The 24,921-nt window shown below is 43.4% G+C and carries 25 protein-coding genes; 22 read left to right on the top strand and 3 right to left on the bottom strand.

Translation table 11 applies throughout. The annotated features are described in order from the left end of the window. Window positions 1-2 precede the first annotated feature (2 nt). From C1A07_RS01840 to C1A07_RS01830, 3 genes are read left to right on the top strand one after another with little or no spacing between them, the layout of a single operon-like run. On the top strand, window positions 3-1,619 hold the full coding sequence (locus C1A07_RS01840; protein ID WP_101875594.1) for an L-lactate permease: 1,617 nt from the start codon (window positions 3-5) through the stop codon (window positions 1,617-1,619). Window positions 1,620-1,635: 16 nt separating this feature from the next. After that, a complete protein-coding gene (gene arcC / locus C1A07_RS01835) occupies window positions 1,636-2,583 on the top strand; it encodes a carbamate kinase (RefSeq protein WP_101875593.1) in 948 nt (315 codons plus the stop codon). Between the two features lie 56 nt (window positions 2,584-2,639). Then, window positions 2,640-3,053: a zinc ribbon domain-containing protein gene (locus C1A07_RS01830; protein WP_101875592.1), complete on the top strand. Its 414-nt coding sequence runs from the start codon at window positions 2,640-2,642 to the stop codon at window positions 3,051-3,053. A 71-nt stretch (window positions 3,054-3,124) separates the two neighbouring features. Here C1A07_RS01830 and C1A07_RS16520 read toward each other — a convergent pair whose 3' ends face one another. From C1A07_RS16520 to C1A07_RS01820, 3 genes are read right to left on the bottom strand one after another with little or no spacing between them, the layout of a single operon-like run. Beyond that, the gene (locus C1A07_RS16520; RefSeq protein ID WP_278321049.1) at window positions 3,125-3,247 is read right to left on the bottom strand and encodes a hypothetical protein; all 123 of its coding nucleotides are present in this window, start codon (window positions 3,245-3,247) and stop codon (window positions 3,125-3,127) included. 15 nt (window positions 3,248-3,262) lie between these two features. After that, window positions 3,263-3,784 (bottom strand): DUF4364 family protein, encoded by a 522-nt coding sequence (locus tag C1A07_RS01825; RefSeq protein WP_101875591.1) that lies wholly within the window; start codon window positions 3,782-3,784, stop codon window positions 3,263-3,265. A gap of 25 nt (window positions 3,785-3,809) precedes the next feature. Beyond that, entirely contained in the window at window positions 3,810-4,961 is a 1,152-nt protein-coding gene (locus tag C1A07_RS01820; protein WP_101875590.1) for an NAD(P)-dependent malic enzyme, read from the bottom strand. 113 nt (window positions 4,962-5,074) lie between these two features. Here C1A07_RS01820 and C1A07_RS01815 point away from each other — a divergent pair, with 113 nt between their 5' ends. The 19 genes from C1A07_RS01815 (at window position 5,075) to C1A07_RS01730 (ending at window position 24,832) form a co-directional block, all read left to right on the top strand. Then, window positions 5,075-8,653: a DUF5717 family protein gene (locus tag C1A07_RS01815; protein ID WP_101875589.1), complete on the top strand. Its 3,579-nt coding sequence runs from the start codon at window positions 5,075-5,077 to the stop codon at window positions 8,651-8,653. Between the two features lie 24 nt (window positions 8,654-8,677). Next, window positions 8,678-9,901: a DUF5716 family protein gene (locus C1A07_RS01810; protein WP_101877995.1), complete on the top strand. Its 1,224-nt coding sequence runs from the start codon at window positions 8,678-8,680 to the stop codon at window positions 9,899-9,901. After that, window positions 9,898-10,710: a tetratricopeptide repeat protein gene (locus C1A07_RS01805; RefSeq protein ID WP_101875588.1), complete on the top strand. Its 813-nt coding sequence runs from the start codon at window positions 9,898-9,900 to the stop codon at window positions 10,708-10,710. Before C1A07_RS01810 ends, C1A07_RS01805 begins: the two co-directional genes overlap by 4 nt. A gap of 59 nt (window positions 10,711-10,769) precedes the next feature. Beyond that, window positions 10,770-13,406: a valine--tRNA ligase gene (locus tag C1A07_RS01800; protein ID WP_101875587.1), complete on the top strand. Its 2,637-nt coding sequence runs from the start codon at window positions 10,770-10,772 to the stop codon at window positions 13,404-13,406. Window positions 13,407-13,496: 90 nt separating this feature from the next. Next, window positions 13,497-14,801 carry a bifunctional folylpolyglutamate synthase/dihydrofolate synthase gene (locus C1A07_RS01795; protein WP_101875586.1) on the top strand — a complete coding sequence of 435 codons (1,305 nt, stop codon included), beginning with the start codon at window positions 13,497-13,499 and terminating at the stop codon, window positions 14,799-14,801. Beyond that, entirely contained in the window at window positions 14,788-14,925 is a 138-nt protein-coding gene (locus C1A07_RS16125; RefSeq protein ID WP_180952151.1) for a hypothetical protein, read from the top strand. Before C1A07_RS01795 ends, C1A07_RS16125 begins: the two co-directional genes overlap by 14 nt. A gap of 15 nt (window positions 14,926-14,940) precedes the next feature. Beyond that, window positions 14,941-16,248: a tetratricopeptide repeat protein gene (locus C1A07_RS01790; protein ID WP_101875585.1), complete on the top strand. Its 1,308-nt coding sequence runs from the start codon at window positions 14,941-14,943 to the stop codon at window positions 16,246-16,248. Between the two features lie 154 nt (window positions 16,249-16,402). Beyond that, on the top strand, window positions 16,403-16,747 hold the full coding sequence (locus C1A07_RS01785; protein ID WP_101875584.1) for an STAS domain-containing protein: 345 nt from the start codon (window positions 16,403-16,405) through the stop codon (window positions 16,745-16,747). Window positions 16,748-16,760: 13 nt separating this feature from the next. Further along, a complete protein-coding gene (spoIIAB, locus tag C1A07_RS01780; RefSeq protein ID WP_101875583.1) occupies window positions 16,761-17,192 on the top strand; it encodes an anti-sigma F factor in 432 nt (143 codons plus the stop codon). A gap of 6 nt (window positions 17,193-17,198) precedes the next feature. After that, window positions 17,199-17,912 (top strand): SigF/SigG family RNA polymerase sporulation sigma factor, encoded by a 714-nt coding sequence (locus C1A07_RS01775; RefSeq protein WP_101875582.1) that lies wholly within the window; start codon window positions 17,199-17,201, stop codon window positions 17,910-17,912. A gap of 65 nt (window positions 17,913-17,977) precedes the next feature. Further along, window positions 17,978-18,169 (top strand): hypothetical protein, encoded by a 192-nt coding sequence (locus C1A07_RS01770; protein WP_101875581.1) that lies wholly within the window; start codon window positions 17,978-17,980, stop codon window positions 18,167-18,169. After that, window positions 18,166-18,798, top strand: a complete 633-nt coding sequence (locus C1A07_RS01765) for a stage V sporulation protein AA (RefSeq protein ID WP_101875580.1) — start codon at window positions 18,166-18,168, stop codon at window positions 18,796-18,798. Before C1A07_RS01770 ends, C1A07_RS01765 begins: the two co-directional genes overlap by 4 nt. After that, a complete protein-coding gene (locus tag C1A07_RS01760; protein WP_334293504.1) occupies window positions 18,785-19,225 on the top strand; it encodes a stage V sporulation protein AB in 441 nt (146 codons plus the stop codon). The genes C1A07_RS01765 and C1A07_RS01760 overlap by 14 nt, the downstream gene beginning before the upstream one ends. Window positions 19,226-19,247: 22 nt before the next feature. Beyond that, window positions 19,248-19,697 (top strand): SpoVA/SpoVAEb family sporulation membrane protein, encoded by a 450-nt coding sequence (locus tag C1A07_RS01755; RefSeq protein WP_101875578.1) that lies wholly within the window; start codon window positions 19,248-19,250, stop codon window positions 19,695-19,697. A 66-nt stretch (window positions 19,698-19,763) separates the two neighbouring features. Beyond that, complete coding sequence (spoVAD, locus tag C1A07_RS01750; protein ID WP_408609820.1) at window positions 19,764-20,801, top strand: stage V sporulation protein AD; 1,038 nt, start codon at window positions 19,764-19,766, stop codon at window positions 20,799-20,801. Window positions 20,802-20,815: 14 nt separating this feature from the next. Next, complete coding sequence (gene spoVAE, locus C1A07_RS01745) at window positions 20,816-21,172, top strand: stage V sporulation protein AE (RefSeq protein ID WP_101875576.1); 357 nt, start codon at window positions 20,816-20,818, stop codon at window positions 21,170-21,172. Between the two features lie 528 nt (window positions 21,173-21,700). Next, window positions 21,701-22,198, top strand: a complete 498-nt coding sequence (locus tag C1A07_RS01740; RefSeq protein WP_101875575.1) for a tripartite tricarboxylate transporter TctB family protein — start codon at window positions 21,701-21,703, stop codon at window positions 22,196-22,198. Window positions 22,199-22,209: 11 nt separating this feature from the next. Beyond that, a complete protein-coding gene (locus tag C1A07_RS01735) occupies window positions 22,210-23,718 on the top strand; it encodes a tripartite tricarboxylate transporter permease (RefSeq protein ID WP_101875574.1) in 1,509 nt (502 codons plus the stop codon). Between the two features lie 82 nt (window positions 23,719-23,800). Then, entirely contained in the window at window positions 23,801-24,832 is a 1,032-nt protein-coding gene (locus C1A07_RS01730) for a tripartite tricarboxylate transporter substrate binding protein (protein ID WP_101875573.1), read from the top strand. The last annotated feature ends 89 nt before the right edge of the window (window positions 24,833-24,921 follow it).

Raw genomic sequence — 24,921 nt, 5'->3', positions numbered from 1 at the left:
ATATGAACGTACCTGTAACAATATTTACTTGGCTGATCGCTGTGCTGCCAATTGGGGCCCTGCTGGTGATGATGGTGAAATTCCAGGTGCCGGCCTTAAAGGCGGCGCCTGTAGGGCTGCTTATTTCAGTGATTACCTCCATTACTGTTTACAAGGCCGGTCCCGTGCTGTTGGCTTATGAGGCGGTAAAGGGAATGTGGAGCGCCATGGTGGTGCTGGTAGTAGTGTGGACGGCCATTCTTCTATATGAAATGGTAAATGAAGCCAACGCATTTCAGGTGTTTAGAAAAGGAATGCAGAAAATGACTCCCAATGAGCTTTTGCAGATTTTAATACTTGCCAGAGTATTTGTCAGCTTCCTTCAGGGAATTACAGGCTTTGGGGTGCCTGTAGCTGTGGGAACGCCTCTTTTAATCGGCATTGGGGTAAATCCTCTTTGGGCCATTGTGCTTTGCCTTTTGGGCCATGCCTGGGGCAACACATACGGGACCTTAGCAGTGGCGTGGGACGCCCTGGTGCTGCAGACAGGAATCGGGTCAGACCAGACAACTTTAATCCAGACAGCCTTGTGGGCCACAGTGCTGATTTGGGTTTGGAACTTTATTACAGGAATTGCAATTTGCTGGTATTACGGCAAGTGGGAAGCTTTGAAAAAAGGATTTTTGGCAGTGGCCGTTATTTCTGTAATCCAGGGAGGCGGCCAGGTGGTGATGAGCTTTATTAATTCCACCCTGGCATGTTTCCTGCCGTGCTGTCTTTCTCTTGTGGCAGTACTTTTATTAAGCAAAATGAAAATGTACTCTCAGCCCTGGAAAATTCAGGACAGTCAGGTAATGGACAGAAGCAGGGAGGGAGGAATCCAGGAGGATGATAGTCCTGCCGATATGTCTCTTCACCAGGCGTTTTCCCCTTATTATGTGATGACAGGCATTACCTTATTTGTACTTTTAGTAGGACCTGTAAAAAAGGTTTTAAGTATTTGGCAGGTAGGCCTTTCATTCCCGGAAACTGAAACAGGCTATGGGTTTGTGAACCAGGCGGTAGAAAGCTTTTCTCCCCAGGCGCCTTTCACCCACGCCGGACTGTTCTTATTTTTGGCCGCAGTATTTGGATACTTTTATTTCAGCCGCCACGGCTGGATTAAAAATGGAGGGGGAAAGGCTGCTTTAAAAAGGGCCAACAAAAAAACGGTCCCCTCAGCCATTGCAGTAACAGGATTTATTGTAATGTCCAGAATTATGGGGGGCACAGGCCAGACCTCTGTTATGGCCCAGGGAATTGCCAACGTGCTGGGCCAGGGCTATGCGGTGCTGTCCCCCATTGTAGGAATGCTGGGCTCTTTTATGACCAGCAGCAATATGGCGTCCAATATTTTATTCAGCGGCTTTCAGCAGACGACGGCCCAGCTGTTAGGCCTAAACGTAGCGGCTATTTTAGGAGCTCAGACGGCAGGAGGAGCCATTGGAGCTACCATGTGTCCGGGAAATATTGTGCTGGGAACTACTACAGGAGGCATTCAGGGCCAGGAGGGAGCAGTGCTTAAAAAGGTACTTCCCATTTCATTGGCAATGGCTGTCGGAGTAGGAGTATTCGTGTTTTTGTGGCTTGTAATTATTTAAGAGAGGAAATGTTGATATGGAAAAAACAGTAGTTGTTGCAATCGGCGGTAATGCAATTACCCAGAATAATCAAAAGGGAACACTTGAGGAGCAATTTGCCAATGTGGCTATGGTCTGTGATTCCATTATTCATCTGATCCAGAAAGGGTATCATGTGGTGCTTACCCATGGAAACGGCCCCCAGGTGGGGAATCTTTTAATTAAAAATGAAGCCGGAAAACCTATTGTGCCGGAACATACCTTAGATGTATGCGGGGCGGAGACTTCTGGAAGTATTGGATATATTCTGGAACAGTCCATTCAAAACAGACTGTCAGAGCTTGGAATAGACAAAAAGGTGGCTACTGTTATTACAGAGACAGTGGTGGATAAAGATGATCCTGCTTTTAAGCGGCCTACAAAGCCTATTGGCCCGTTTTTCTCTCAGGAGGACAGCAGGCAGCTGGAGGAGGAGCACGGATATATAATGGTTGAGGACAGCGGAAGAGGATACAGAAGAGTAGTGCCCTCCCCCAAACCTTTAGAAATTGTAGAAAACGACGTGATCCGCACTTTAAGCGACGCCGGATATATTGTAATCTGCGTGGGAGGAGGAGGAATCCCTGTAATCCGCCAGGCAGACGGCAAATTAAAAGGCGTGGAGGCTGTTATTGACAAGGACAGAGCCTCCGCCCTTCTGGCCCATCAAATCGGCGCTGAGTATTTGCTGCTCCTTACAGGTGTGGAAAAGGTATCTGTCAATTACGGAAAGCCAGATGAAAAACAGCTGGATACTATGACCTTAAATGAGGTGGAAAAGTACATGGCAGAGGGACAATTTCCAGAGGGCAGCATGGGCCCTAAGGTAGAATCTGCCTGCAGCTTTATTAAAAACAGTGAAGGAGATGCAAAAGCTATTATTACTTCCCTGGACAAAATGGAGCAAGCTATGGAGAAAAAGTCAGGAACCTGGATTACGAATTGACTTTTCAGGTTCTGTGACGTATAGTAAGCCTATAAAAGCACACAGGAGGAAGCGAGATGGCAGAGAACAAGACTTTTCAGAAACTGAAAATGGATTTGTCTAAAAAAGTGACGGAAATTAATATGAAAACATCCTCTTTTTTAGAGATTACAAAAATCAGAACTTATATTCACACCTTAGAAAAAGAAATTCAGGAGTTAAAGCAGCAGGCCGGAGAAAAGGGATATCAGAATTGGATTCAGAAACTGGACCAGCCTGAATTAGAAGATCTGGAGGGAATTTATAGAAAAATCCAGGCCAGAGAAAAACGGATTCAGGAGCAGCTTCAGGCTATTGAGCAGCTGGAGCTTCAGGAAAGTCAGGTGTTAGGTCATAAGCCAAAGGAGCAGGAGGTCTGTTTCTGTCCTAACTGTGGAGCTAAGTACACAGGAAAGGTAAATTACTGTACAAAATGCGGTTCTAAAATTTAAAATAAAAACGCTGTAAAACAGGGGTATCAGATACAAGAAGTTTCTGAAAGCTGTTTTGCAGCGCTTTTTATTTACCTGTCTTTACGCTGATCCATTTTAATGTGCACAAAGGTTTCCATTACACGGTAAGCCAAAAGAAAGAGAAACAAAGGCAGAGTAACATAAAAAAACTTTTTTCTTTTTAAGGTTTTCATATATAACATTCTCCTTTAGGGGCTCATTAAGGTTTTCATAACAAAGGAATAAATATCCTGATTCTTTGCCCTCCACTGGTCGCACATAAATTCTGCCTGCTCCTTGTCAGGAACAGAAAGGTTCAGCCCGATTAAGGTTTCTTTCCCTTCCCGGATCTCACAGTGAACCACATAATCAGGACCTGTAGATTTATAGTAATCAGAAATCACGCTTACCTCGTTTCGCATACGAAACCTGTTTTCCTTTAAATACTGGTCCATGTCCTCTATAATTGCAGGAGAAATTTTTTTCCCAAAAAAGGATAAGGTATCCTCCCCCTCTTTTGTAATTTCATAGCGGGTGCTGTTGTGAACAATTTCCATGCGCACAAGTCCGGCTTCCTGAAGCTCGCTTAACGCCTGCTGCAAAGTAAAATAAGTAGTATACTCCTTTTCCAAAAAGAAGCTGGTCAGCTGGGCGTTAGTCAAAGGAAAGTTGACCTGCTTTAACATATAAAGGTTCATAAGCTTGTATAAGGTAATTGGTTCTGATAACATAGTATTCCCTCGTTTTGACAAAATATTATCTGATATGGTCCTTAACTGCTTTGCTGACCACATCAGCTACCCTGGGGTCAAAGGCCTCAGGAAGAATGTTGTTTTCATTTAAATCTGCTTCGTCCACAAGGCCGGCAATAGCTTCTGCCGCAGCCAGCTTCATCTCTTCTGTAATAGCAGCGGCCCGTCCCTCCAAGGCCCCTTTAAAAATACCAGGGAATACTACTACATTATTTACCTGATTAGGAAAGTCAGAACGTCCTGTGCCAACAACCTTTGCTCCGGCAGCCTTTGCAAGATCAGGCATAATTTCGGGAACAGGGTTAGCCATGGCAAATAAAATAGCATCAGAATTCATGGAGGCTACCATTTCCTGAGAAACAATTCCAGGGGCGGATACGCCTACAAAAATGTCGGCTCCCTCTAACGCGTCAGAAAGAGTGCCTGTGCGGTGTTCTAAATTGGTCAGGTCCATCATTTTTTCCTGCATCCAGTTTAAGCCCTCCATGCCTTTACAGAGAATACCTGCCTTATCGCACATAGTAATATGAGGGAAACCGTAGGTGAGAAGCAGCTTTGTAATAGCTACACCTGCTGAGCCGGCTCCGTTTACTACAATGCGGCAGTCCTCCTTTTTCTTTCCGGTTACTTTCAGGCTGTTAATAATACCTGCTAAAACTACAATGGCAGTGCCGTGCTGATCGTCGTGGAAAACAGGAATATCCAGAATCTCCTTTAAACGCTCCTCAATTTCAAAACAGCGGGGAGCGGAAATATCCTCCAGATTGATGCCTCCAAATCCGGGAGCGATATTTACAACAGTTTTAATAATCTCCTCTGTATCCTGAGTATCTAAGCAGACAGGCACTGCGTTGACCCCGCCAAACTCTTTAAATAATACAGCCTTGCCCTCCATAACAGGCATAGCGGCTTTCGCTCCAATATTTCCAAGGCCCAGCACGGCGCTGCCGTCGGAAACCACGGCGATAGTATTGGATTTCCATGTGTATGTGTATACTTCCTCCGGGTTTTCTGCAATGACCTTACACGGCTCGGCTACGCCTGGAGTGTAAGCTAAGGCCAGGTCCTCCCTGGAAGCTACTTTAGCCTTGGAAACAGTTTCCAGTTTTCCCTGCCATTCCCTGTGAAGAAGCAATGCTTTTTCGCTGTTTGTCATAATGTTGTCCCTCTTTTGTCATTTTTCTTCTATCATAGCAAGTTTCTACTTTTAAATCAAGAAAAAATATGATAGAATGGGTTAGATAATTTGCATGTAAAACAGGTGGTACTATGAGAGAAAGAATCAACCGGCTGGCAAAGGGAATCCTGGATATGGAGGCTCCTGTGTGCAGTCTGCGCCCTCAGTCATTTGAAGAAAGCGTCAGGGCGGGAGAGATGGCAAAATACGAGTTTTTTGTCCTCAGCGACAACAATTTAAATATTAAGGGACTGGTGTATTCTTCCAACGAAAGAGTTAAGGTGCAAAATAACTCCTTCGGAGGATTGAGGAACCGTATTGTCTGCCAGGTGGACAGCCGCCATCTGGAGAACGGGGACAAAATACAGGGTTCTTTCTTCCTGGTGACCAACAGCGGAGAAAAAAAACTGCCATATAGCTTCTCTGTAGAATCAGGCGTTTCTGCCCGGATTCTGGAACAGTTAAAAACCCCAGGGGATTTTGCCAAGGTGGCAAAGGAGGACAGAAGCCTGGCCCTTAGGATTTTTGAGTACCAGGATTTTGTGCAGGCGCCTTTTATGCAGGACATTCACGCTAGAACCGTGTATGACAGCTTAAAAGGCCACGGGGACAGGGAAAATGTAATGGAAGAGTTTATGGTATCCCTGGGAATGAAGCCTGCAGTGGAGATTTTGGTAAAGGAGGAGGCCAGAACCTACAACAGACAGGAAGAGGCCTTTGAAGATAAAATTGTAATCAGAAAAAAAGGGTGGGGCTATTGCTCTATTTCCATGAAGGCAGACGGCGATTTTATAAAGCTGCCTGCAGACAGATTGACTGATCAGGATTTTCAGGACGGAAAGTGCGTTCTCACATATATTGTTTATCCGGACCAGATGCATTATGGGAAAAACCTGGGCTCCATTTGTTTATCCACAGTGAAAATGAACGCCAGAATAGGAATCTGCGCCCAGGGGAGAGAGATGAAGGAGCTGCCTGAGGAGCAGATGATGATAAGACGGAAGGAATATCAAAATTATCTGGCCCTCAGACTGGATTATGAAAGCGGCAACTATCAGGAAGGCATTACAGAAGGGCAGATGCTTTCAGAGCTGGACAAGGTGAGAGCTTTATACGGAAGTCAGGATCTGCTGTCCTTATTGACTGCAGAGGTGCATTTAATGGCAGGCAATAAGGATAAAACCAGAATTCTTCTGGAACAGTGCCATGACAAAGTCATGGCCTTCCGCCAGGAAAAGCCAGAATTATACTGTTTTTATCAGTATTTGTCCATGATGCTGTCTCCGGAAAAAGGCAAAAAGGAAGACTTAATCCGCCTGCTGCACAAATATACAGATGAGTCAGAAAGCCATGTTTTTCTCTTCCTTCTGCTTTTAAGGCTGGACGTGGAAATATATGACAATCCTGGAGTACTTTTAGGAAAAATGAGAAAATATTTCCAGGCCGGCTGCAGCAGCCCCTTCCTTTATATAGAGGCTTGCCGGCTTTTAAACAGAGACGCAGAACTATTAAGATATATGGACGGCTTTTTGCTGCACTCTCTGTACGACGGAGCCAGAAAAAATCTGGTAGGTGAGGAGCTGGCTTTAAAGACGGCCATGCTGGCAGCAGGGGCAAAGTATTATCATCCCTTATTCTGCCGTTTATTAACTGTACTTTATGAAACCTATCAGGACAAAGAGCTGCTGTCTGCAATCTGCTGTATGCTGATTAAGGGAGAGCTGCGGACAAAGGAAGCCTTTTTCTGGTATGAAAAGGGGTTAAAAGAAGGCATCAGCTTAACCAGATTGTATGAATATTATTTGTTTTCCCTTCCCTCCGGCTACGGACATCTGCTTCCAAAGGAAGTGCTTTTGTATTTTTCCTACGCCAAGGAGCTGGATGAAAGAAGCAAAAGTGTGCTTTACAGCAATATTCTTACATACATGAAATCCGACTCCTCTTTATACAAGGAGTACGAAAGAGAAATTGAACAATTTACCATGGAGCAGCTGTTCCAGTCCAGAATTAACGACAGGCTGGCAGTGCTTTATGAGCACATGATTTATAAGGATATGATTGACGGCCCTGTAGCCAGAGTGCTGCCGGCAATTTTAAAGTCCTATAAAATAGAATGCAGAAATCCTAAGATAAAATATGTAATTGTAAGGCAGGAGGAAATGGAGGAGGAGGACGCCTTTCCTTTAACAGGAGGAATCGCTTATGTTCCCTTATTTTCAGACCGCCACATTTTAGTATTTCAGGACGGCTTTGGCAACAGATACACAGATATCCGCCACATGAAAACCAGAGTTATAACCAGGCCGGAACTGGAAAAAAGATGTTTTGAAATTTATCCGGACCACTCTATGCTGCAGCTTCAGTCCCTGAGAAAGCTGGCAGATAAGGGGGCGGAAAACGAGGACGAGGCAAAGCAGTTAAAAAGGGCTGTTTCCGGCTTGGGCTGCGGGCCTTTGTTCAGAAAGCGGCTGATTGCCATACTTTTAGATTATTATAAAACTCAGGCGGAAAAGGCAGAGGGAGAAGGGGGAAACTGCGATATTAGTTTTCTTCTGAATATTAATACAGATCAGCTGGACAAAAAAGAGAGAAGCGCCTTGTGCCGCATCTTGATTCTCCAGGGATATATGAAAGAGGCCTTCCACATTCTGCGCCAGTACGGCATTAAAATGGAAAATGAAAATACAGAGCTATTGCAGCGGCTGAGCAATAAAATGGTGCTGCTGCAGATGTTTGACGAGGACGATACCTTATTATATTTATGTATTTCCGTATTTTTAAATCATCAGGCGGACAGCGTGATTTTAGACTATTTATGCGAGCATTTTAACGGCACCACAAAGACCATGAAAAATCTGTTAGAAGAGGCGGTAAAGGCCCATGTGGAAACATATGATTTAGAGGAACGGCTGTTAGCTCAGATGATGTTTACAGGAGAAACAGAAGGTCTGGATCAGGTATTTCTTTTGTACGCCCAAAGAAAAAAAGTCAGCGAAAGTATGGTAAAAGCCTATTTTACAATGAAAAGCTTGGAGTATTTTATGCTGGATGAAGAGGCTTCCCCTGACGCTATGGAGTATTTAGAAAGCTCTGTGGAAAACAGTATTGAAAAGGACAAGGTGCCTGTAATTTATATTTTGGCTTTGACAAAATATTACTCCCAGGCAAAATCCCTGACAGACCAGCAGAAGAAGCTGTGCGCTGTAATGACGGATATGCTTTTAGAAAACGGAATGGTATTTCCTTACATGAAAGGCTTATCTAAACATGTGCACATTCCCGAGGACTTAATGTCCAAGGTTATGATTCAGTACAAGGGCAGAAAAAATGTAAAGCCAGATTTAATGATCCGGGTGCTGCCTCAGGAAAAGGAATTCCACAGAGAAGATTTTAAAAGAGTGTACCAGGGAATTTACGTGCGCCAGATGGTGCTGTTTGACGGCGAAACCTTAGAATATGAAGTTTATGATTACCAGGGCGGAGAAAAGACCTGCGTGAAAAAGGGAAAGGCAGTGTGTTCTGATTTAGGCCGGGAGGACGAAAGCCGTTTTGGCTGCATTAATGAAATCAGCCGCTGTCTGGAGAAAAAAGACGAGGAAGCTTTAAAGAAAAAAATGAAAGATTACTTAATCAGAACAGAAACGCTGGAAAAACTGTTCCAGCCTGTCTGACAGATTTAAAGGAGAGTTATGGAAATGGATGGACTGGTGCTGGGCTTGGATTTGGGAGACATATACACCAAAATCACCTGTCTTCAGGATGAACGGACGTGGACAATTCCCACAGTAATTTGCAAGAAAAAAAATTCGGACGAGTGGTTTGTAGGAGAGGAAGCATACGCTCACACCTTAACAGGCACAGGAGTTTTGGTGGATAAGCTGGTAAGCATGGTAATGAAAGACGGAACTGCTACCATTGAGGGAATTAAATTTGGAGCTCAGCAGATATTCCAGCTGTTTTTAAACCGTGTCATCAGTCTGCCGGTAAAGGAGTACGGAATCCAGGAAATCAAACAGATTGTAATTTCCATGCAGGATGTAGATGTGAAGTTTATGAATTCTGTGTTTTACTGCGCAGATTCCATTGGAATTTCCAGAAGCCGTATTCATGTAATCAGTCATACAGAAGCCTTTGTTTTTTACGTACTCAGCCAGAAAAAGGAGCTGTGGGCCTCCCAGGCCGGCATGTTTGACCTGGCGGAGGGCAGTCTTAGGTACTATGAAATGAAAGTACAAAGAGGCATGAAGCGGAACATGGTAATGGCAGAGTATGAGAAGCTGGAAGAGGGATTTAATTTAAGTATTCTGGATAATGAGCAGGGCGGCAAAATGGCGGACAAGATTTTATGCTCCTTTGGCCGGAAGTTTTTAGATAAAAAACTGTTTTCCTCTATTTTCCTGGCGGGAAAAGGATTTGAGCAAATAGATTGGGCCCAGGATTTTATGAAAATGGTGTGCAACAGAAGAAAAGTATTTGCGGAGGCGGACCTGTTTTCCAAGGGAGCGGCCTATAAGGCAGCAGATTATTTAAGCAGTCAGACAGCGTTCCCGTTTATCTGTATCTGCGAGGGCAGACTAAAAGCCACTATTTCCATTACAGTAAAGCAAAAGGACAGGGAAAGCCAGCTGATTATGGCCGCGGCAGGGGACAGCTGGTACGAGGCCAGAGCCACAGTAGATCTGCTGACAGATTCTCAGGATTACGTGGAATTTTTAGTGACGCCGTTAGATCCTAAAAATAAAAAAATGGTAAGAATCCCTTTAGAGGGATTTCCGGAAAGGCCTAACAGAACTACCAGAATCCAGGTAAGCGTAGGATTTTTAGACGAGCACACTATGGCTGTAGGAATCAGAGACAGAGGCTTTGGAGACTTATTTCCTGCCACAGACTCTGTAATAAGACAAGAGGTTATGATATGAGTTTATTATTGTGCAGACAGGAAAATGCAGTCCGCCCTTACTATATGGAAGAGCTGGGGATACACATATATACTTCCCAGGAGCTTTGTTATATAATATATAATCACCCCTTTCTCACTCTGGACGGCTTTGTAGATGAACAGCTGACGGAATTTATTAAGGATCAGTTGAATATGCCTTTTTTAGCCGCCAAACTGGAAAAGTGGGAGAAAAGCGGGGAAGATAAAGACGAGATGCTGATTATGATTCTTCAGGAGGTATTTTATTACACTTCTGAGGAAATTAATAAATACCGGCATCAGATTTCTGCCATGAGAAAACTTCATCCTGCTCAGTATGGGAAGGAAAAGGCAGATTATTTATTCAGGCTAAAGCAGTACGGCAGGGCCATTCAGCAGTACGAAAAGGCGTTAGAGTTTCCCAGAGATCAGGCAGTAAACGATGAATTTTTGGGAAAGGTATGGTGTAACCTAGGCTCTGCCTACGCCAGAATGTTCCGCACAGAAAAGGCCATGCAGTCATATGAAAAAGCGTATTCTTATTTAAAAGATGAGAATGTGATTCAAAAAATGTACTATATGACTTTGTTTAATAAGAATCTGAAGTTAAAAGAACGCTGCCGTCAGATGGTGACAGAAGAATTGGAAAACAAGTGGAAAAAAGAATTGTCCGAGGCAGAAAATGAGGCGGGATGGTCAGAGCGGCTGAGAAATTTTGAACTGCTTATGGAAAAAGACCAGGTACAGCGCTTAGACGGAGCCGCTAAAATGGTGGAGCGGTGGAAACAGGAATATAGAACTATGGTGTGACTCCTTTTTGATTCACATTTATATTTACACATATACCATAAAAAGAAAGGAAAACCAGAATGAAAGAATTAGAAAAAACCTACAATCCGGCAGCAATTGAGGGCCGTCTCTATGAAAAATGGCTGCAGAAAAAATATTTTCACGCAGAGGTAAATAAGGATAAAAAACCATTTACTATTGTGATGCCTCCGCCAAATGTTACAGGGCAGCTGCATATGGGTCACGCCCTGGACAATACTATGCAGGACATTTTAATCCGTTATAAAAGGATGCAGGGCTTTGAGGCTTTGTGGCAGCCGGGCACAGACCATGCGGCTATTGCCACAGAGGTAAAGGTAATTAACAAATTAAAGGAAGAAGGCATTGACAAGCACGACCTGGGCAGAGAAGGATTTCTTAAAAAGGCCTGGGAGTGGAAGGAAGAATACGAGGACCGTATTGTCAGCCAGCTGCACAAAATCGGCTCCTCAGCAGATTGGGACAGACAGAGATTTACTATGGATGAAGGCTGTTCCAAAGCTGTTCAGGAGGTATTTATTAAGCTTTACGAAAAAGGATATATTTACAAAGGCTCCAGAATTATTAACTGGTGCCCTGTCTGCCAGACATCTATTTCTGATGCAGAGGTAGAGCATGAGGAGCAGGAAGGCTTTTTCTGGCACATTAATTACCCTATTGCAGGAGAAGAGGGAAGATTTGTAGAAATCGCCACAACAAGGCCGGAGACTTTGCTGGGAGACACTGCGGTGGCAGTAAATCCTGAGGATGAAAGATATAAGGATTTAATAGGAAAAATGCTGAAGCTGCCTTTAACAGACAGAGAAATCCCGGTAATTGCAGATGAATATGTGGACAAGGAATTTGGAACAGGCTGCGTTAAGATTACGCCTGCTCACGACCCTAATGACTTTGAGGTAGGCCGCCGCCATAATCTGAAAGAAATCTGTATTATGAACGATGATGCCACAATCAGCGTTCCGGGAAAATATTTTGGAATGGACCGCTATGAAGCCAGAAAAGCAATGGTGGAGGATTTAAAGGCTCAGGGGCTGCTGGTGAAAGTTGTGCCTCATTCCCATAATGTAGGAACTCACGACAGATGCGGCACAACAGTAGAGCCTATGGTGAAGCCTCAGTGGTTTGTAAAAATGGACGAAATGGCAAAGCCGGCAGTAGAGGCGTTAAAAAATCGCCAGCTGAAATTTGTGCCGGAAAGCTTTGGAAAAACATATCTGCACTGGCTGGATGGAATCAGAGACTGGTGTATTTCCAGACAGCTGTGGTGGGGTCACAGAATTCCCGCTTACTACTGTAAAGAGTGTGGGGAGATGGTAGTTTCCAGAGAAAAGCCATGTTCCTGCCCTAAGTGTAATGGGGCTATGATTCAGGATGAGGATACTTTAGACACCTGGTTTTCCTCAGCCTTATGGCCGTTCTCCACATTAGGATGGCCGGAGAAAACACCGGAAATGGATTATTTTTATCCTACAGACGTGTTAGTAACAGGATACGACATTATTTTCTTCTGGGTAATCAGAATGGTATTTTCAGGCTTAGAGCAAACAGGAAAATCGCCGTTCCACACTGTTTTGATTCACGGCTTAGTCAGAGACTCCCAGGGCAGGAAGATGAGCAAATCCTTAGGAAACGGCATTGATCCTTTGGAGGTAATTGATAAATACGGCGCGGATGCCCTGAGAATGACATTAATGACAGGAAATGCTCCTGGAAATGATATGCGTTTTTACTGGGAGAGAGTGGAGGCCAGCCGAAACTTTGCAAATAAAGTGTGGAATGCATCCAGATTTATTATAATGAACATTGAAAAAGCGCCTTCCGACAAAGCTGAGTTAAAAGATTTAACTATGGCGGACAAGTGGATTCTCTCTAAGGTAAATCACCTGGCCAAAGACGTAACTGACAATATGGACAAGTATGAGCTGGGAATCGCTCTTCAGAAGGTATATGATTTTATTTGGGAGGAGTTCTGCGACTGGTATATTGAGATGGTAAAACCAAGATTGTGGAATGACGAGGACGGCACCAAGGCCGCGGCTATCTGGACCTTAAAAACAGTGCTGATTCAGTCCTTAAAGCTGCTTCACCCATTTATGCCGTTTATTACAGAGGAAATTTTCTGCAATCTGCAGGAGGCTGAGGAGTCAATTATGGTATCTCAGTGGCCGGAATACAAGGAGCAGTGGAATTTTGCAGACGAGGAAAAGGCAGTGGAGGTAATTAAGGAAGCTGTGAGAGCCATCAGAAATGTGCGCACTTCCATGAATGTGCCTCCAAGTAAAAAGGCTAAGGTCGTTGTCGTATCTGAAAATCAGGAGCTTTTAAATATTTTTGAAAACAGCAAGGTATTCTTTGCAACCTTAGGATACGCCAGCCAGGTGGAAATTCAGAAGGACAAATCCGGTATTGGGGAGGACGCTGTTTCAGCAGTTATTCCACAGGCCAATATTTACATGCCTTTTGCAGAGCTGGTAGACATTGAAAAAGAGCTGGAGCGTTTAAAAGCAGAGGAGAAGAAGCTAAAAGGAGAGCTGGCCAGAGTTCAGGGAATGTTAAATAACGAGAAATTTATGAGCAAGGCTCCTGAGGCAAAGATTTTAGAAGAAAGAGCAAAACTGGAGAAATATACTCAGATGATGGAGCAGGTAAAAGATAGACTGAGCCAGCTGGAAAAATAAAAGGAACATGGAAAGTCGATTTTTCCCGACAGAATCTCCTTGCATCTGTCCGCCTTTATATTATAATAGTCAGAGAGGAAGAAACAGCAGATGGAACAAAAGGCAGAAGAATATCTGATGAATATTCCTATGTTTACAAAGGAAAAGCATTCAGTAGAGCTGGCGGAAAAAATTTTAAACCGGCTGGTAAAAACCATTCCCTGTAAAATTATACATGTGGCGGGGACCAATGGGAAAGGCTCTGTCTGCGCCTTTCTCACCTCTGTTTTAGTTTGGGCAGGATATCAGGTAGGAACCTTTGTGTCCCCTCATTTAGAGGATATTAGAGAAAGAATTTTAATAAACGGAAAGATGATCTCCAGCCGGGAATTTCAATCTTGCTTTGAGAAGGTTTATAAAGAAGTAAAGCAGATGGAAAAGGAGGGGATCTCTCATCCGTCTTATTTTGAATTTCTGTTTTATGTGGCAATGGTTTATTTTTTAAGAGTTTCTGCAGATTATGTGATTTTAGAAACAGGCATGGGGGGAAGGCTGGACGTAACCAGCGCCTGCAACCCTTATTTGTGCCTAATCACTTCTGTGGGAATGGACCACATGGAATATTTAGGGGACACCTTGGAAAAAATTGCAGGAGAAAAGGCTGGAATTATCCGGCCTAAGATACCGGTGGTTTTTGACGGCAGATGTAAAGAAACATCAAATGTGGTGATACAGGCTGGGAGCCAGGCTAAGGCTCCTTGTATTCCGGTTACGGCTGAGGATTTTTCCTGGAAGCTTAATGAGGAAGGCGGGAGTATTACTGTTTCCTGTATGTACCGGGGAGAAAAACAGGAATTTTACGTCCCCTTTCCGGCGGGATATCAGGCGGCAAACTGCGCTTTGGCTGTAAAAGCCCTGGAAGTTATGGCTGTGGCAGAACTTTCTGCTGAAATAGTAAAAACAGGAATTTCCATGACAAAATGGCCGGCCAGAATGGAGGAAATTTTTCCGGAAGTTTATTTGGACGGAGCCCACAACGCTCACGGAATAGAAGCTTTTGCAAAGGACGCCGCAGCCCTGTTAAAAAACAAAAGGAAAAAAGGCAGGCTTTTGTTTGCCGCTGTTTCTGATAAAGAGTATGAAAAAATGGCGAAAATTCTGTGTCAGGCTGAAGACTGGGAGGAAGTGATTGTTGCTCACATTGACAGCCTGAGAGGACTGGAGACAAAAAGAATGGCAGAAGCTTTTCAAAAGGCAGGCGCCAATTTAGTGACAAGCTTTGATACAGTGGAAGAGGCAGTGCTGTACGGCCTGAGGACAAAGAGGCCTGAAGAATTATTGTTTTTTGCAGGTTCCCTTTACTTTGCAGGTCAGGTGAAGGCTGTAATAAGGAGGCAAAGCCATGATAAATTTTGATGAAGAAATCAGTAAATATAAGCCCAGCATGGATGTGGACGAGGTGGAGGACGCCATTGTAAAAAGCGACCTTACTGATATGACGGACATTATGATGGAGCTTATGAAGGCGAGACAGCAGTAGAAAAACGGAGTATCTATGGATTATTATGTAAGAAGAAACCACCAGATTGCAAACAGCTTTTACAATATTGGTCTGGAGAAGGCTCAGATCAGGGACCTGACAGGAGCCGCAGAATGCCTGAAGAAAAGCCTTCATTTTAACAAGTATCAGACAGACGCCAGAAATCTGCTGGGACTGATCTATTATGAAGTAGGCGAGGTATCGGACGCCATTGTCCAGTGGGTAATCAGTTTAAACCTGCAGCCGGAAAATAACAGATGCGACTATTACTTGGATGAAATCCAAAGAAAGCCTGGCAGGCTGGAGGTTGCCAGCCAAAGCGTAAAAAAATATAATCAGGCTTTGTGGTACGCCAAAGGGGGAAGCGACGATTTAGCCGTGCTTCAGCTGGCGGCAGTAGTGGAGGACAAGCCTAATTTTGTGAAGGCACATTTGCTTTTAGCAGTGCTTTATATGGCCCATGAGGACTACACAAAAGCCGGGAAGTCCTTATATAAGGTGCTCCAGATTGATAAAAACAATCCAAAAGCCCAGTGGTATATGTCTATTGTAAAGACCAATACAGGCCGGGCGGAGATTGAGAAGCGTAAGCTGCACAATGCTTTTTCCCACAAGCAGATGCAGGATGACGATGTAATTCTCCCTCCTACTTACAAGGAGAATACCGGGACTCAGATGGTAATTAATATTGTCATAGGTCTGGTACTAGGAGTGGCTGCATTTACATTTTTAGTGCTGCCTGCCAGGACAAAGGCCTTAAATGTGGCCCACAATAAAGAAATTCAGGAATACAGCGAGATGTTAAACAGCAAAAATTTAGAGGTGGACAAGCTGACAAGGGAGCTTTCTGACGCTACAGAGGCAAAGCAGTCTGCGGAAACCTCCTTAGAAGCCATGGCCGACGAAAGCGGAGGTGTTTTAAACCAGTACAGTATGCTGGCCCAGGTGCTTCAGGCCTACAGAAACGACGATTTTAACACAGCTGTACAGATTTACGCCAACATGGACTCCAGCCAGATTACAGATGAACCTCTTCAGCCTATTATTGCAGAAATCCAGGGGGATATGGCATCAGAGGGATATCAGGTACTGGCTGATTTAGGAGATCAGGCGGCGGCAGCCGGCAATAATCAGGCGGCCTTAGATTTTTACGCCAAAAGTCTGAGAATAAAAGGAGATAATCCTGAAGTAATATTTAATCAGGCTATGGTGTACAAAAACATGAATGATACTGACACGGCAAACCAGCTGTTTGGAGAAGTGATTATGAATTATTCCGATTCGGACCTGGCGGAAAGAGCCAAGACAGAGCGGGGATATTAAATGACAGCTTGATACCCACAGTGTACAGGCGAAAGATAAAAAAGAAAGACACTACAGAAGAAAACAGGTTCTTTTGTAATGTCTTTCTTTTTTTGCTGTCTGAAAACCAGGATTTGAAAATAAAAAAACCTGAAACAGGAAAGGAGCTTTTATTATGACAATAACTCAAACTTTTACTTATGAGGCAAAAGGCACGGTGCTGATTGTCCACCTGCCGAAAGAGCTGGACCACCACAACTGCCGCAACCTAAAATACGAAACAGATCTGCTGCTTGCAGAAAACTTTGTAAACAAGGTGATATTTGACTTTTCTCAGACAGTTTTTATGGATTCCTCAGGAATCGGGGTGCTGCTAAACAGATATAAACAGATGGCGGCCAGCGGAGGAAAGGTGGCCATCTACGGGGCCGGGCCTCAGGTAAACAGAATTCTTTCCATGGGGGGAATTTTAAAGCTGGTACAGCTGTTTGATACAAAGGACGATGCTTTAGCAAGCTAGGAGGGAGAATATTGTGGAAACGAAAAAAAGGGAAGTATTAAAAATCGAGATGGACAGTCTTTCTAAAAATGAGGAATTTGCCAGGGTGGTAATCGCAGTATTTATGAGCAGGCTAAATCCTACCCTGGAGGAAATAGACGACGTGAAAACAGCAGTGTCAGAGGCTGTGACAAATGCAGTGATTCACGGCTATAAAGGGGGAGAAGGAATTATTTTTATGGAAGCCTCCGCGTGGGAACACACCTTGGAAATTTCTATTTGTGACAAAGGCGTGGGGATTCCTGATGTGGAAAAGGCTATGGAGCCTATGTACACCACTGACAAAACAGGAGAACGGTCCGGTATGGGTTTTTCCTTTATGGAAGCATTTATGGACGAGGTGCATGTAGAGTCGGCGCTGGGACAAGGTACTTGTATTGCCATGAAAAAATACATAGGAGGTTGATCCCTTATGGATGAGACCATAAAATTAATAGAAATGGCTCACAAAGGGGATAAAAATGCAAGGGACAGGCTGGTAATGGACAATGTAGGCCTGATTTGGAGCATTGTAAGAAGATTTTCAGGCAGAGGATACGAACTGGAGGATTTATTTCAAATTGGAAGTATTGGCTTAATGAAAGCCATAGACAAGTTTGATTTATCATTTGACGTGCGGTTTTCCACATACGCAGTTCCCATGATAACAGGGGAAATTAAACGATTTCTCAGGGACGACGGAATGATCAAGGTCAGCCGCTCCATAAAGGAGCTGGGGGCCAAGGCGGGAGCGGCCAGAGAAAGCCTGTCCACAAGTCTTGGCAGGGAACCTACGATTGACGAAATTGCTTATCAGCTGCAGGTCAGCGTGGAGGAAGTGGCGGCATCTATGGAAGCAGGGGCGGAAGTAGAATCACTTTATAAATCCGTGGGGGGAAGCGATGAAAAAAATATTTGCCTGATGGACAGGCTGGAGGAGGAAAGCAGCGGGGAAGAAGAGCTTTTAAACAGAATGGTTTTAAAAGAGCTTTTAATGTCCTTAGGAGAAAAAGAGCGGGAAATCATTGTGAGAAGATATTTTTATAATCAAACTCAAAGTTATATTGCAAAAGACCTGAATATTTCCCAGGTTCAGGTATCCCGTTTGGAAAAGAAAATTTTGAAACAATTAAGAGAAAAAATTTAGAATAAAATTCAGACTATGCAACATAATACTCATATAAAATCCCATAGAAAAGGATGTGAGTAAATATGGAAACATGGAGACAAAAAGTAGGTGTGCTGACAATGCTTCTGTGCCTTTTCATGGTGCTGGCAGCCATATGGTACTGTTTGTTCCGCTTTAATTTGAGAACAGAAGGCCAGGAGGGAACCTTAGTATGGCAGGAAACCAGCGCCTGGCCGGGCAGAGCGGTGGCAAAAGAAGCGACGGTGGACCTATGAGCAGTCAAAAAACATTGTATCTGAACGTCAGTCAGATAACAGAGGTGCGGAACAAGGATGTGTTTTTAAAAGACATTGCAAAAATTTACTGCGATGACAGAAACATTGAAAACCGCGTCAATGCCATGAAGGTAAAGGCCATTCGTTTAGATAAAAACAGAAGATATATGGAAAATGTGCTGGATATTATACAGGACATTCAGAAGCAGTTTCCAGATCTGCAGATTAATAATATAGGAGAGGTAGATTATATTATTGATTATCATGTGCCTCACAAGCCAAGGAGAACATGGGAGTGGATAAAAACAATATTTGTCTGTTTGCTCTGCTTTTTCGGAGCGGCCTTTGCCATTATGACCTTTAACAATGATGTAAATGTTACAGATGTATTCAGCGAAATTTACCTTCTGGTTACAGGAAAAGAGTCAAATGGATTTACAGTGCTGGAGGTGTCCTACTCTGTAGGCCTGGCTTTAGGGATCATTGGATTTTTTAACCACTTTGCAAAATATAAAATTAATACTGACCCTACGCCTTTAGAGGTGGAAATGCGCCTTTATGAAGATAACGTAAGCAAAACACTGATTCAAAACGCAGGCAGAAAGGAGTCGGATATTGATGTTACTTAAATATCTGGTGCTGATTTTTGCCGGCCTGTCTGCAGGCGGAGTAATCGCAGCCGGGGTATTTGCTTTTTTGGCCATTATCGGCGTATATCCCCGGCTTATTGGCAGAACTCACACAAACAGCCATATTCTCCTTTATGAGACCATTATTATTATAGGGGGAATACTGGGAAATATTTCAGATATTTACGAAATTCCCTTTCACATACCAGGACAATGGCTGTCAAACGCATTTTTACTGGTATGCGGGCTGTCTGTGGGAATTTTTGTAGGATGTCTTGTTATGTCCTTAGCCGAAACATTAAAAGCTCTTCCTGTTATCAGCAGAAGAATTCACCTGGCCGTAGGCCTGCAGTATTTAATTTTGTCCATCGGCGCAGGAAAGCTTACAGGAGCCTTAATTTATTTTGCCAAAGGCTTTGGCGGGTAATTGGCTTGAAAGGAGATAAAAATTGGAAGCAAATAAAAAACTATATGAGTCCTATGTAAAGCAGATAACTCCGGTACACAATAAGTGGCTGAATCTTTTATGGGCCTTTTTAATCGGAGGCTTAATCTGTACTTTGGGACAGGGGATTTTAAATATGCTAATGGCAAGAGGCCTGGATAAGGATACGGCTGCCGGGTGGGAAACATTAATTCTCATTGGCCTCAGCGTTTTAGCTACAGGTATGAATCTGTACCCTAAGCTGGTAAAATTTGCAGGAGCAGGAGCCCTGGTGCCTATTACAGGATTTGCCAATTCTGTAGCCGCCCCTGCCACAGAATTTAAAGTAGAGGGAAATGTTTTCGGCACAGGCTGCAAGATCTTTACTATTGCAGGGCCGGTAATATTATACGGCATATTTACAAGCTGGCTGTTGGGAATTATTTATCTGATATGGCAGAAGTTCGCTGTGTAATCCGGCTGTATATAGACAAAATATAAAACAGTAAAAATAAATGGCTAATAGGAGAAAGAAGGGAAAATACAGATGCAGGTTGGAACATCCAGTGTAAAGTTTGAAAAAGAGCCTGTAATTTTAGGGGCTGCCTCTATTGTAGGCAAAAAAGAGGGCCAGGGTCCTTTGGCCGGGTATTTTGACGTGGTGGAGCAGGACGATATGTTTGGGGAGAAAACCTGGGAGCAGGCGGAAAGCGCTATGCAGAAGCAGGCGGGAGAGCTGGCCATGGAAAAAAGCGGGGTGGAAAAGCAGGACATCAGGTATTTATTTGCCGGAGACTTGCTGGGACAGCTGATTGCCACTTCTTTTGGAACCATGGATTTTCAAATCCCGTTTTTCGGTCTTTACGGCGCCTGTTCCACCATGGGGGAGGCTTTAGGCCTGGCTTCTATGACCATTGCCGGCGGATTTGCAGACAAGGTTATGGCCGCCGCCTCCAGTCATTTTGCCACTGCTGAAAAACAGTTCCGTTTTCCTTTAGGATATGGAAATCAAAGACCGTTTTCCTCCACCTGGACAGTTACCGGCTGCGGAGCGGCAGTTTTAGCAGATCCTGCCAAGCTGTCCGCCAATGAAAGCAAAGGCGTCATAGCTAAAATTACAGGAATCACCACGGGAAAAATTGTGGACATGGGAGCCCAGGATTCAATGAATATGGGAGCCGCCATGGCCCCTGCCGCAGTTGACACTATTAATAGAAATCTGGTGGACAACAACAGAGAGGCTGCATATTATGACAAGATTATTACAGGCGATCTGGGAGAAGTAGGGAGAACAATTCTTTTAGACTTTATGAAGCAGGGCGGAAGAGACCTGGAGAAAATATATATGGATTGCGGAATTGAAATCTATGATAAAAACAGTCAGGATACTCACGCCGGCGGAAGCGGCTGCGGCTGTTCTGCCGTAACCTTGTGCGGGTATATTTTAAAACAAATACAGGAAAAAAGGTGGAAGAGGGTTTTATTTGTTCCTACAGGGGCCCTTCTTTCTACTGTCAGCTTCAATGAAGGCCAAAGCATTCCGGGAATCGCCCACGCCGTAGAAATTGAAGGTGTTTAAAAGGAGATAAAAATATGGACTATATTAGAGCATTTCTGGTAGGAGGAATGATTTGCCTGCTGGTTCAAATATTAATGGATAATACAAAGCTGATGCCTGGCCGGATCATGGTGCTTTTAGTGGTTTCCGGTTCTGTGCTGGGATTCTTAGGCCTGTACGAGCCCTTTGCCCAGTGGGCCGGGGCGGGAGCCACAGTGCCTCTTTTAGGTTTTGGAAACACGTTGTGGAAGGGAATAAAAGAAGGACTGGAAAATGACGGTGTACTGGGACTGTTTACAGGAGGCTTCACCGCCAGCGCAGTAGGCATATCAGGGGCCTTAATCTTTGGCTATCTGGGAGCCTTAATCTTCAAGCCGAAAATGAAAAGCTGAGAAAATTGAATATACCATACTACCATAATATATAAAAGACGGGACAGTGCAATGAATTACAGGAGGCTTTTTGCTTACCTGTTTTCCCCGTCTTTTTTTGCGCCTGATTTCTTAAATAAGTTTTTCTAAGATTTTGAAGAATATTAATTAATTTGACTAAGTTGTGTTTGTTTTGTATAATAAAAACGTTGAAAACATAGAGAAATTGTAGAAAAATACAATTTGTTAAAATTATGGCAGGTTTTTGACAAGTGATTTTACAGGACATGCTGCAAAGGCTATGGTAGGTACAAAATATAGGTTGTCTTTTTCACCTAAATATAGAATAAGGGAGTGAGAGTATGAAATTAAAGCAGAGCCGCAGTCCATGTACCACATTTTATGTATTATTTAATTTTAAAGTATAGAATTTTTTTATCATTATGGATGCTTATGGCATAATCATTTTTATTAATTTGATTTTAACCATGGTTAGATGATAAAATGACAAACGAAAAAAGAACATTAAAACAAAAGGGGGAAATGTAAATGCTTTTCAAAAAGTATGGCGACATCATTACTGGAGTATTTTTTATGGTGCTTTCCGGAGCTATGATGGCTGCTGCTAAAATGCTGCCAAAGTCCAAGGTAATGGACATTGGACCTGATTTTATGCCAATGTGTATTGGTATTGTTACTTTTGCGCTGGCTGCGATTTTAACATTTTTAAACATTAAGAATTTTAAGCTGCGTGCTTCTGAAATTGATCCTTCTACCATTGAATCCTGCGATTACAAACGAGTATTTTCCAGCATGATTCTGGTGCTGATTTATGTATTCATACTTCAGCCAGTAGGATTTATTATCTCCACAATGATTTACCTGATGTTTCAGATGCTGGTGCTTTCTCCAGATGATAAAAGGGGAAAAAAGAATATAATTCAGCTGGTTGTTATTAATGTAGTGTTTACCATGGTAGTATTCTTCTTATTCCGCTACGGATTTAAGATTGTACTTCCTGCAGGTATCTTTACAATTAATTTATAGGAGGAGAGAGTATGCAGGCATTAGCACTTTTAGGAAACGCATTTGTTGGTATTTGTACGCCCGCTTCCCTGGCTATGATGGTAGCGGGAGTAGCGATTGGTATTGTATTTGGCTCCATTCCAGGTTTGTCAGCCTCCATGGCGGTAGCTCTTATGCTGCCTTTAACATTTAGTATGACGCCGTCTATGGGTCTTAACACATTAGTAGCTGTTTACATAGGCGGCATTTCAGGCGGTCTTATTTCCGCCATCCTGTTAAATATGCCAGGTACGGCTTCCTCTATTGCAACCTGTTTTGACGGTCATCCTATGGCGAAAAACGGAGAGGCAATGAAGGCCTTAGGTCTTGGAATCGTGTTCTCTTTCCTGGGATCAGTATTCTCTTTTATTATTCTTACATTCTGCGCCCCTATGCTGGCTGCAGTAGCTTTGAAGTTTACACCTGCTGAGAACTTTGGTATTTGTTTCTTTGCTCTTACCATGGTTGCCATTCTTTCCTCAGGAAACATGATCAGAGGCGTGCTGGCAGGTATGCTGGGATTGATTTTTGCTTTAGTAGGTATGGCTCCTATTGACGGAACTCCTCGTTTTACATTTGGAGCTTCCAGTTTAATGGCTGGTTTTGACACACTGCCTACTTTGATCGGTATTTTCGCTATTTCAGATATTTTGATTACTGCTGAAAGTATGGGAAGCGGTAAAATGGAAACCTTAACAGTGAAAAAGGTAAAAGGTTTTGGTTTCAGCATGAAAGAGTTTGTTTATCACCTTCCAAACTTTTTAAGATCTTCCTTAATCGGTACAGGTATTGGTATTCTTCCTGGTATCGGCGGTTCCACTTCCGGTATGCTGGCATATGTAACTGCTAAAAATATGTCTAAACATCCAGAAGAATTTGGTAAAGGCTGTCCAGACGGTATTGTTGCCACAGAGTCTGCAAATAACGCTACAATCGGCGGCGCTATGATTCCTTTGCTGGTACTTGGTATTCCTGGAGACGGCGTAACAGCTATGATGTTAGGTGGTTTCCTGATTCACGGTCTTTCTGCTGGTCCTTTACTTTTCGTAAAAAATGCAGACGTTGTATACGGAATCTTTGCAGCATGTATGGTTTGTGCATTTATTATGCTGATTGTAGAGTGGACATGTATCAAGGGCTTTGTACAGGTATTAAAGGTGCCGAAACACATTCTGCTTCCATTAATTCTGGTACTTTGCTGTGTAGGCGCTTATGCAACTAACAACCGTATTTTCGACGTACAGTCTGTTTTAATCTTCGGTATTGTAGGATACTTATATCACAAGTTAAGCCTTCCTACTACACCATTTGTACTTTGCTTCCTGATTGGAGAAATGCTGGAGACATACCTTCGCCGAGGCATTATGCAGTATAAATCCTTTGGCGCGTTCTTCAAGAGACCAATTTTCGACGCATTCTTCTTCATTGCAATCGGAGTGCTTATATGGTCCTTATACAAAGAATACAAAACTTACCTGAAGAGAAAACAGAATATGGCTTAGGTAAAAAAATAGTAATGTTTGTAACAATTAAAAATGCGGGCGTTAAACGCCCGTAACAATAAAAACAAAAGGAGAGAACATTATGAAAAAGAAAATTCTGGCAACACTTTTAGCTGGAACAATGGCACTGAGCTTAGCAGCATGTGGAGGCTCTGGATCAGGCAGCACAACTGCAGCTGCTAACAACGCAGCAAGCGGGGAAGCTTCAGAGGGCGGAGATGCAGCGGCAAGCGGATGGAAGCCAGAGGGAACTGTTTCCATTATTGTACCTGCAGGAGCAGGCGGAGACACAGACCTTTCTGCACGTGTTTTTGCTCAGCACGCAAAGGAAAAAACAGGAGTTGACTTTATTGTTGTAAACTCCAACGGCGCAGCTGGTTCTGTAGCTGCAAACCAGGTATTAGAGGCAGCTCCAGACGGAATGACAGTACTTTACGGACATGCTCTTGTAAACGTAGCAAATGTAGCAGGCGTTACAGACTACAACTACTCTGCATTTAAGATTGGACCAAGCTTTGCTTTAGAGCCAGCACAGCAGCTTTATGTATTCTCTGACAAATATGCAGATATGGACGCATTTATTGAGGCGGCAAAGGCAGCTCCAGGTCAGTTAAAGGCTTGTACAGAGGTAGGCGCTTATACATACTATGAACTTCTTGGATTCCAGGAAGCAGCAGGTATTGAGCTGGATTTAGTAGACGCAGGCTCCACATCTGATAAGATTGCAGCTATGCTTTCCGGACAGATCGACCTTATGCCTGGCCCGTACGTAAACTGCAAAGATTATCTTGAGGCTGGACAGTTTACATGTATCGGCGTTCCTACAGATGAAAGATCTGAGCTTCTTGGAGACGTTCCTACATTAAAAGAGCAGGGAATTGATTTCTCTTATCCAAACCAGGAGTTCTCTTTCTACTTCCCTAAGGAAACACCAGACGAAGTAATTGCATGGTATGATGAATTAACAAAGAGCATTGTTGAAAGTGAAGAAGGACAGCAGGGACTGGCTGATCTTCAGATGCTTCCAAACTATTTAAGCCCTGCAGATACAGAGAAGGTAGAAGAAGATACTTATAACACAATTAAGGACATTGCAGACAGATTAGCAAAATAATTTTATATTGCAGTTGCCTGGAAGGGAATGTTGCAAAAAGGCAGCATTCCCTTCTTTTTAAAATATAACAGGCTTATGCCGGATAGAGG

Source organism: Lachnoclostridium edouardi, assembly GCF_900240245.1.
GTDB lineage: Bacteria > Bacillota > Clostridia > Lachnospirales > Lachnospiraceae > Lachnoclostridium_A > Lachnoclostridium_A edouardi.
Note: the sequence above shows the minus strand (reverse complement) of the source record. Positions and strands in the feature narration are given on the sequence as shown.

Coding starts and splice junctions, on each gene's coding strand:
- C1A07_RS01735 (WP_101875574.1), top strand. CDS start 22,210: ATGCAGGCATTAGCACTTTTAGGAAACGCATTTGTTGGTATTTGTACG.
- C1A07_RS01825 (WP_101875591.1), bottom strand. CDS start 3,784: ATGTTATCAGAACCAATTACCTTATACAAGCTTATGAACCTTTATATG.
- arcC (WP_101875593.1), top strand. CDS start 1,636: ATGGAAAAAACAGTAGTTGTTGCAATCGGCGGTAATGCAATTACCCAG.
- C1A07_RS01790 (WP_101875585.1), top strand. CDS start 14,941: ATGGATTATTATGTAAGAAGAAACCACCAGATTGCAAACAGCTTTTAC.
- C1A07_RS01840 (WP_101875594.1), top strand. CDS start 3: ATGAACGTACCTGTAACAATATTTACTTGGCTGATCGCTGTGCTGCCA.
- C1A07_RS16520 (WP_278321049.1), bottom strand. CDS start 3,247: ATGAAAACCTTAAAAAGAAAAAAGTTTTTTTATGTTACTCTGCCTTTG.
- C1A07_RS01800 (WP_101875587.1), top strand. CDS start 10,770: ATGAAAGAATTAGAAAAAACCTACAATCCGGCAGCAATTGAGGGCCGT.
- C1A07_RS01805 (WP_101875588.1), top strand. CDS start 9,898: ATGAGTTTATTATTGTGCAGACAGGAAAATGCAGTCCGCCCTTACTAT.
- spoVAE (WP_101875576.1), top strand. CDS start 20,816: ATGGACTATATTAGAGCATTTCTGGTAGGAGGAATGATTTGCCTGCTG.
- C1A07_RS01820 (WP_101875590.1), bottom strand. CDS start 4,961: ATGACAAACAGCGAAAAAGCATTGCTTCTTCACAGGGAATGGCAGGGA.
- C1A07_RS01770 (WP_101875581.1), top strand. CDS start 17,978: ATGGAAACATGGAGACAAAAAGTAGGTGTGCTGACAATGCTTCTGTGC.
- C1A07_RS01775 (WP_101875582.1), top strand. CDS start 17,199: ATGGATGAGACCATAAAATTAATAGAAATGGCTCACAAAGGGGATAAA.
- C1A07_RS01765 (WP_101875580.1), top strand. CDS start 18,166: ATGAGCAGTCAAAAAACATTGTATCTGAACGTCAGTCAGATAACAGAG.
- C1A07_RS01785 (WP_101875584.1), top strand. CDS start 16,403: ATGACAATAACTCAAACTTTTACTTATGAGGCAAAAGGCACGGTGCTG.
- C1A07_RS01730 (WP_101875573.1), top strand. CDS start 23,801: ATGAAAAAGAAAATTCTGGCAACACTTTTAGCTGGAACAATGGCACTG.
- C1A07_RS01830 (WP_101875592.1), top strand. CDS start 2,640: ATGGCAGAGAACAAGACTTTTCAGAAACTGAAAATGGATTTGTCTAAA.
- C1A07_RS01815 (WP_101875589.1), top strand. CDS start 5,075: ATGAGAGAAAGAATCAACCGGCTGGCAAAGGGAATCCTGGATATGGAG.
- C1A07_RS01740 (WP_101875575.1), top strand. CDS start 21,701: ATGCTTTTCAAAAAGTATGGCGACATCATTACTGGAGTATTTTTTATG.
- C1A07_RS01810 (WP_101877995.1), top strand. CDS start 8,678: ATGGATGGACTGGTGCTGGGCTTGGATTTGGGAGACATATACACCAAA.
- C1A07_RS01795 (WP_101875586.1), top strand. CDS start 13,497: ATGGAACAAAAGGCAGAAGAATATCTGATGAATATTCCTATGTTTACA.
- C1A07_RS16125 (WP_180952151.1), top strand. CDS start 14,788: ATGATAAATTTTGATGAAGAAATCAGTAAATATAAGCCCAGCATGGAT.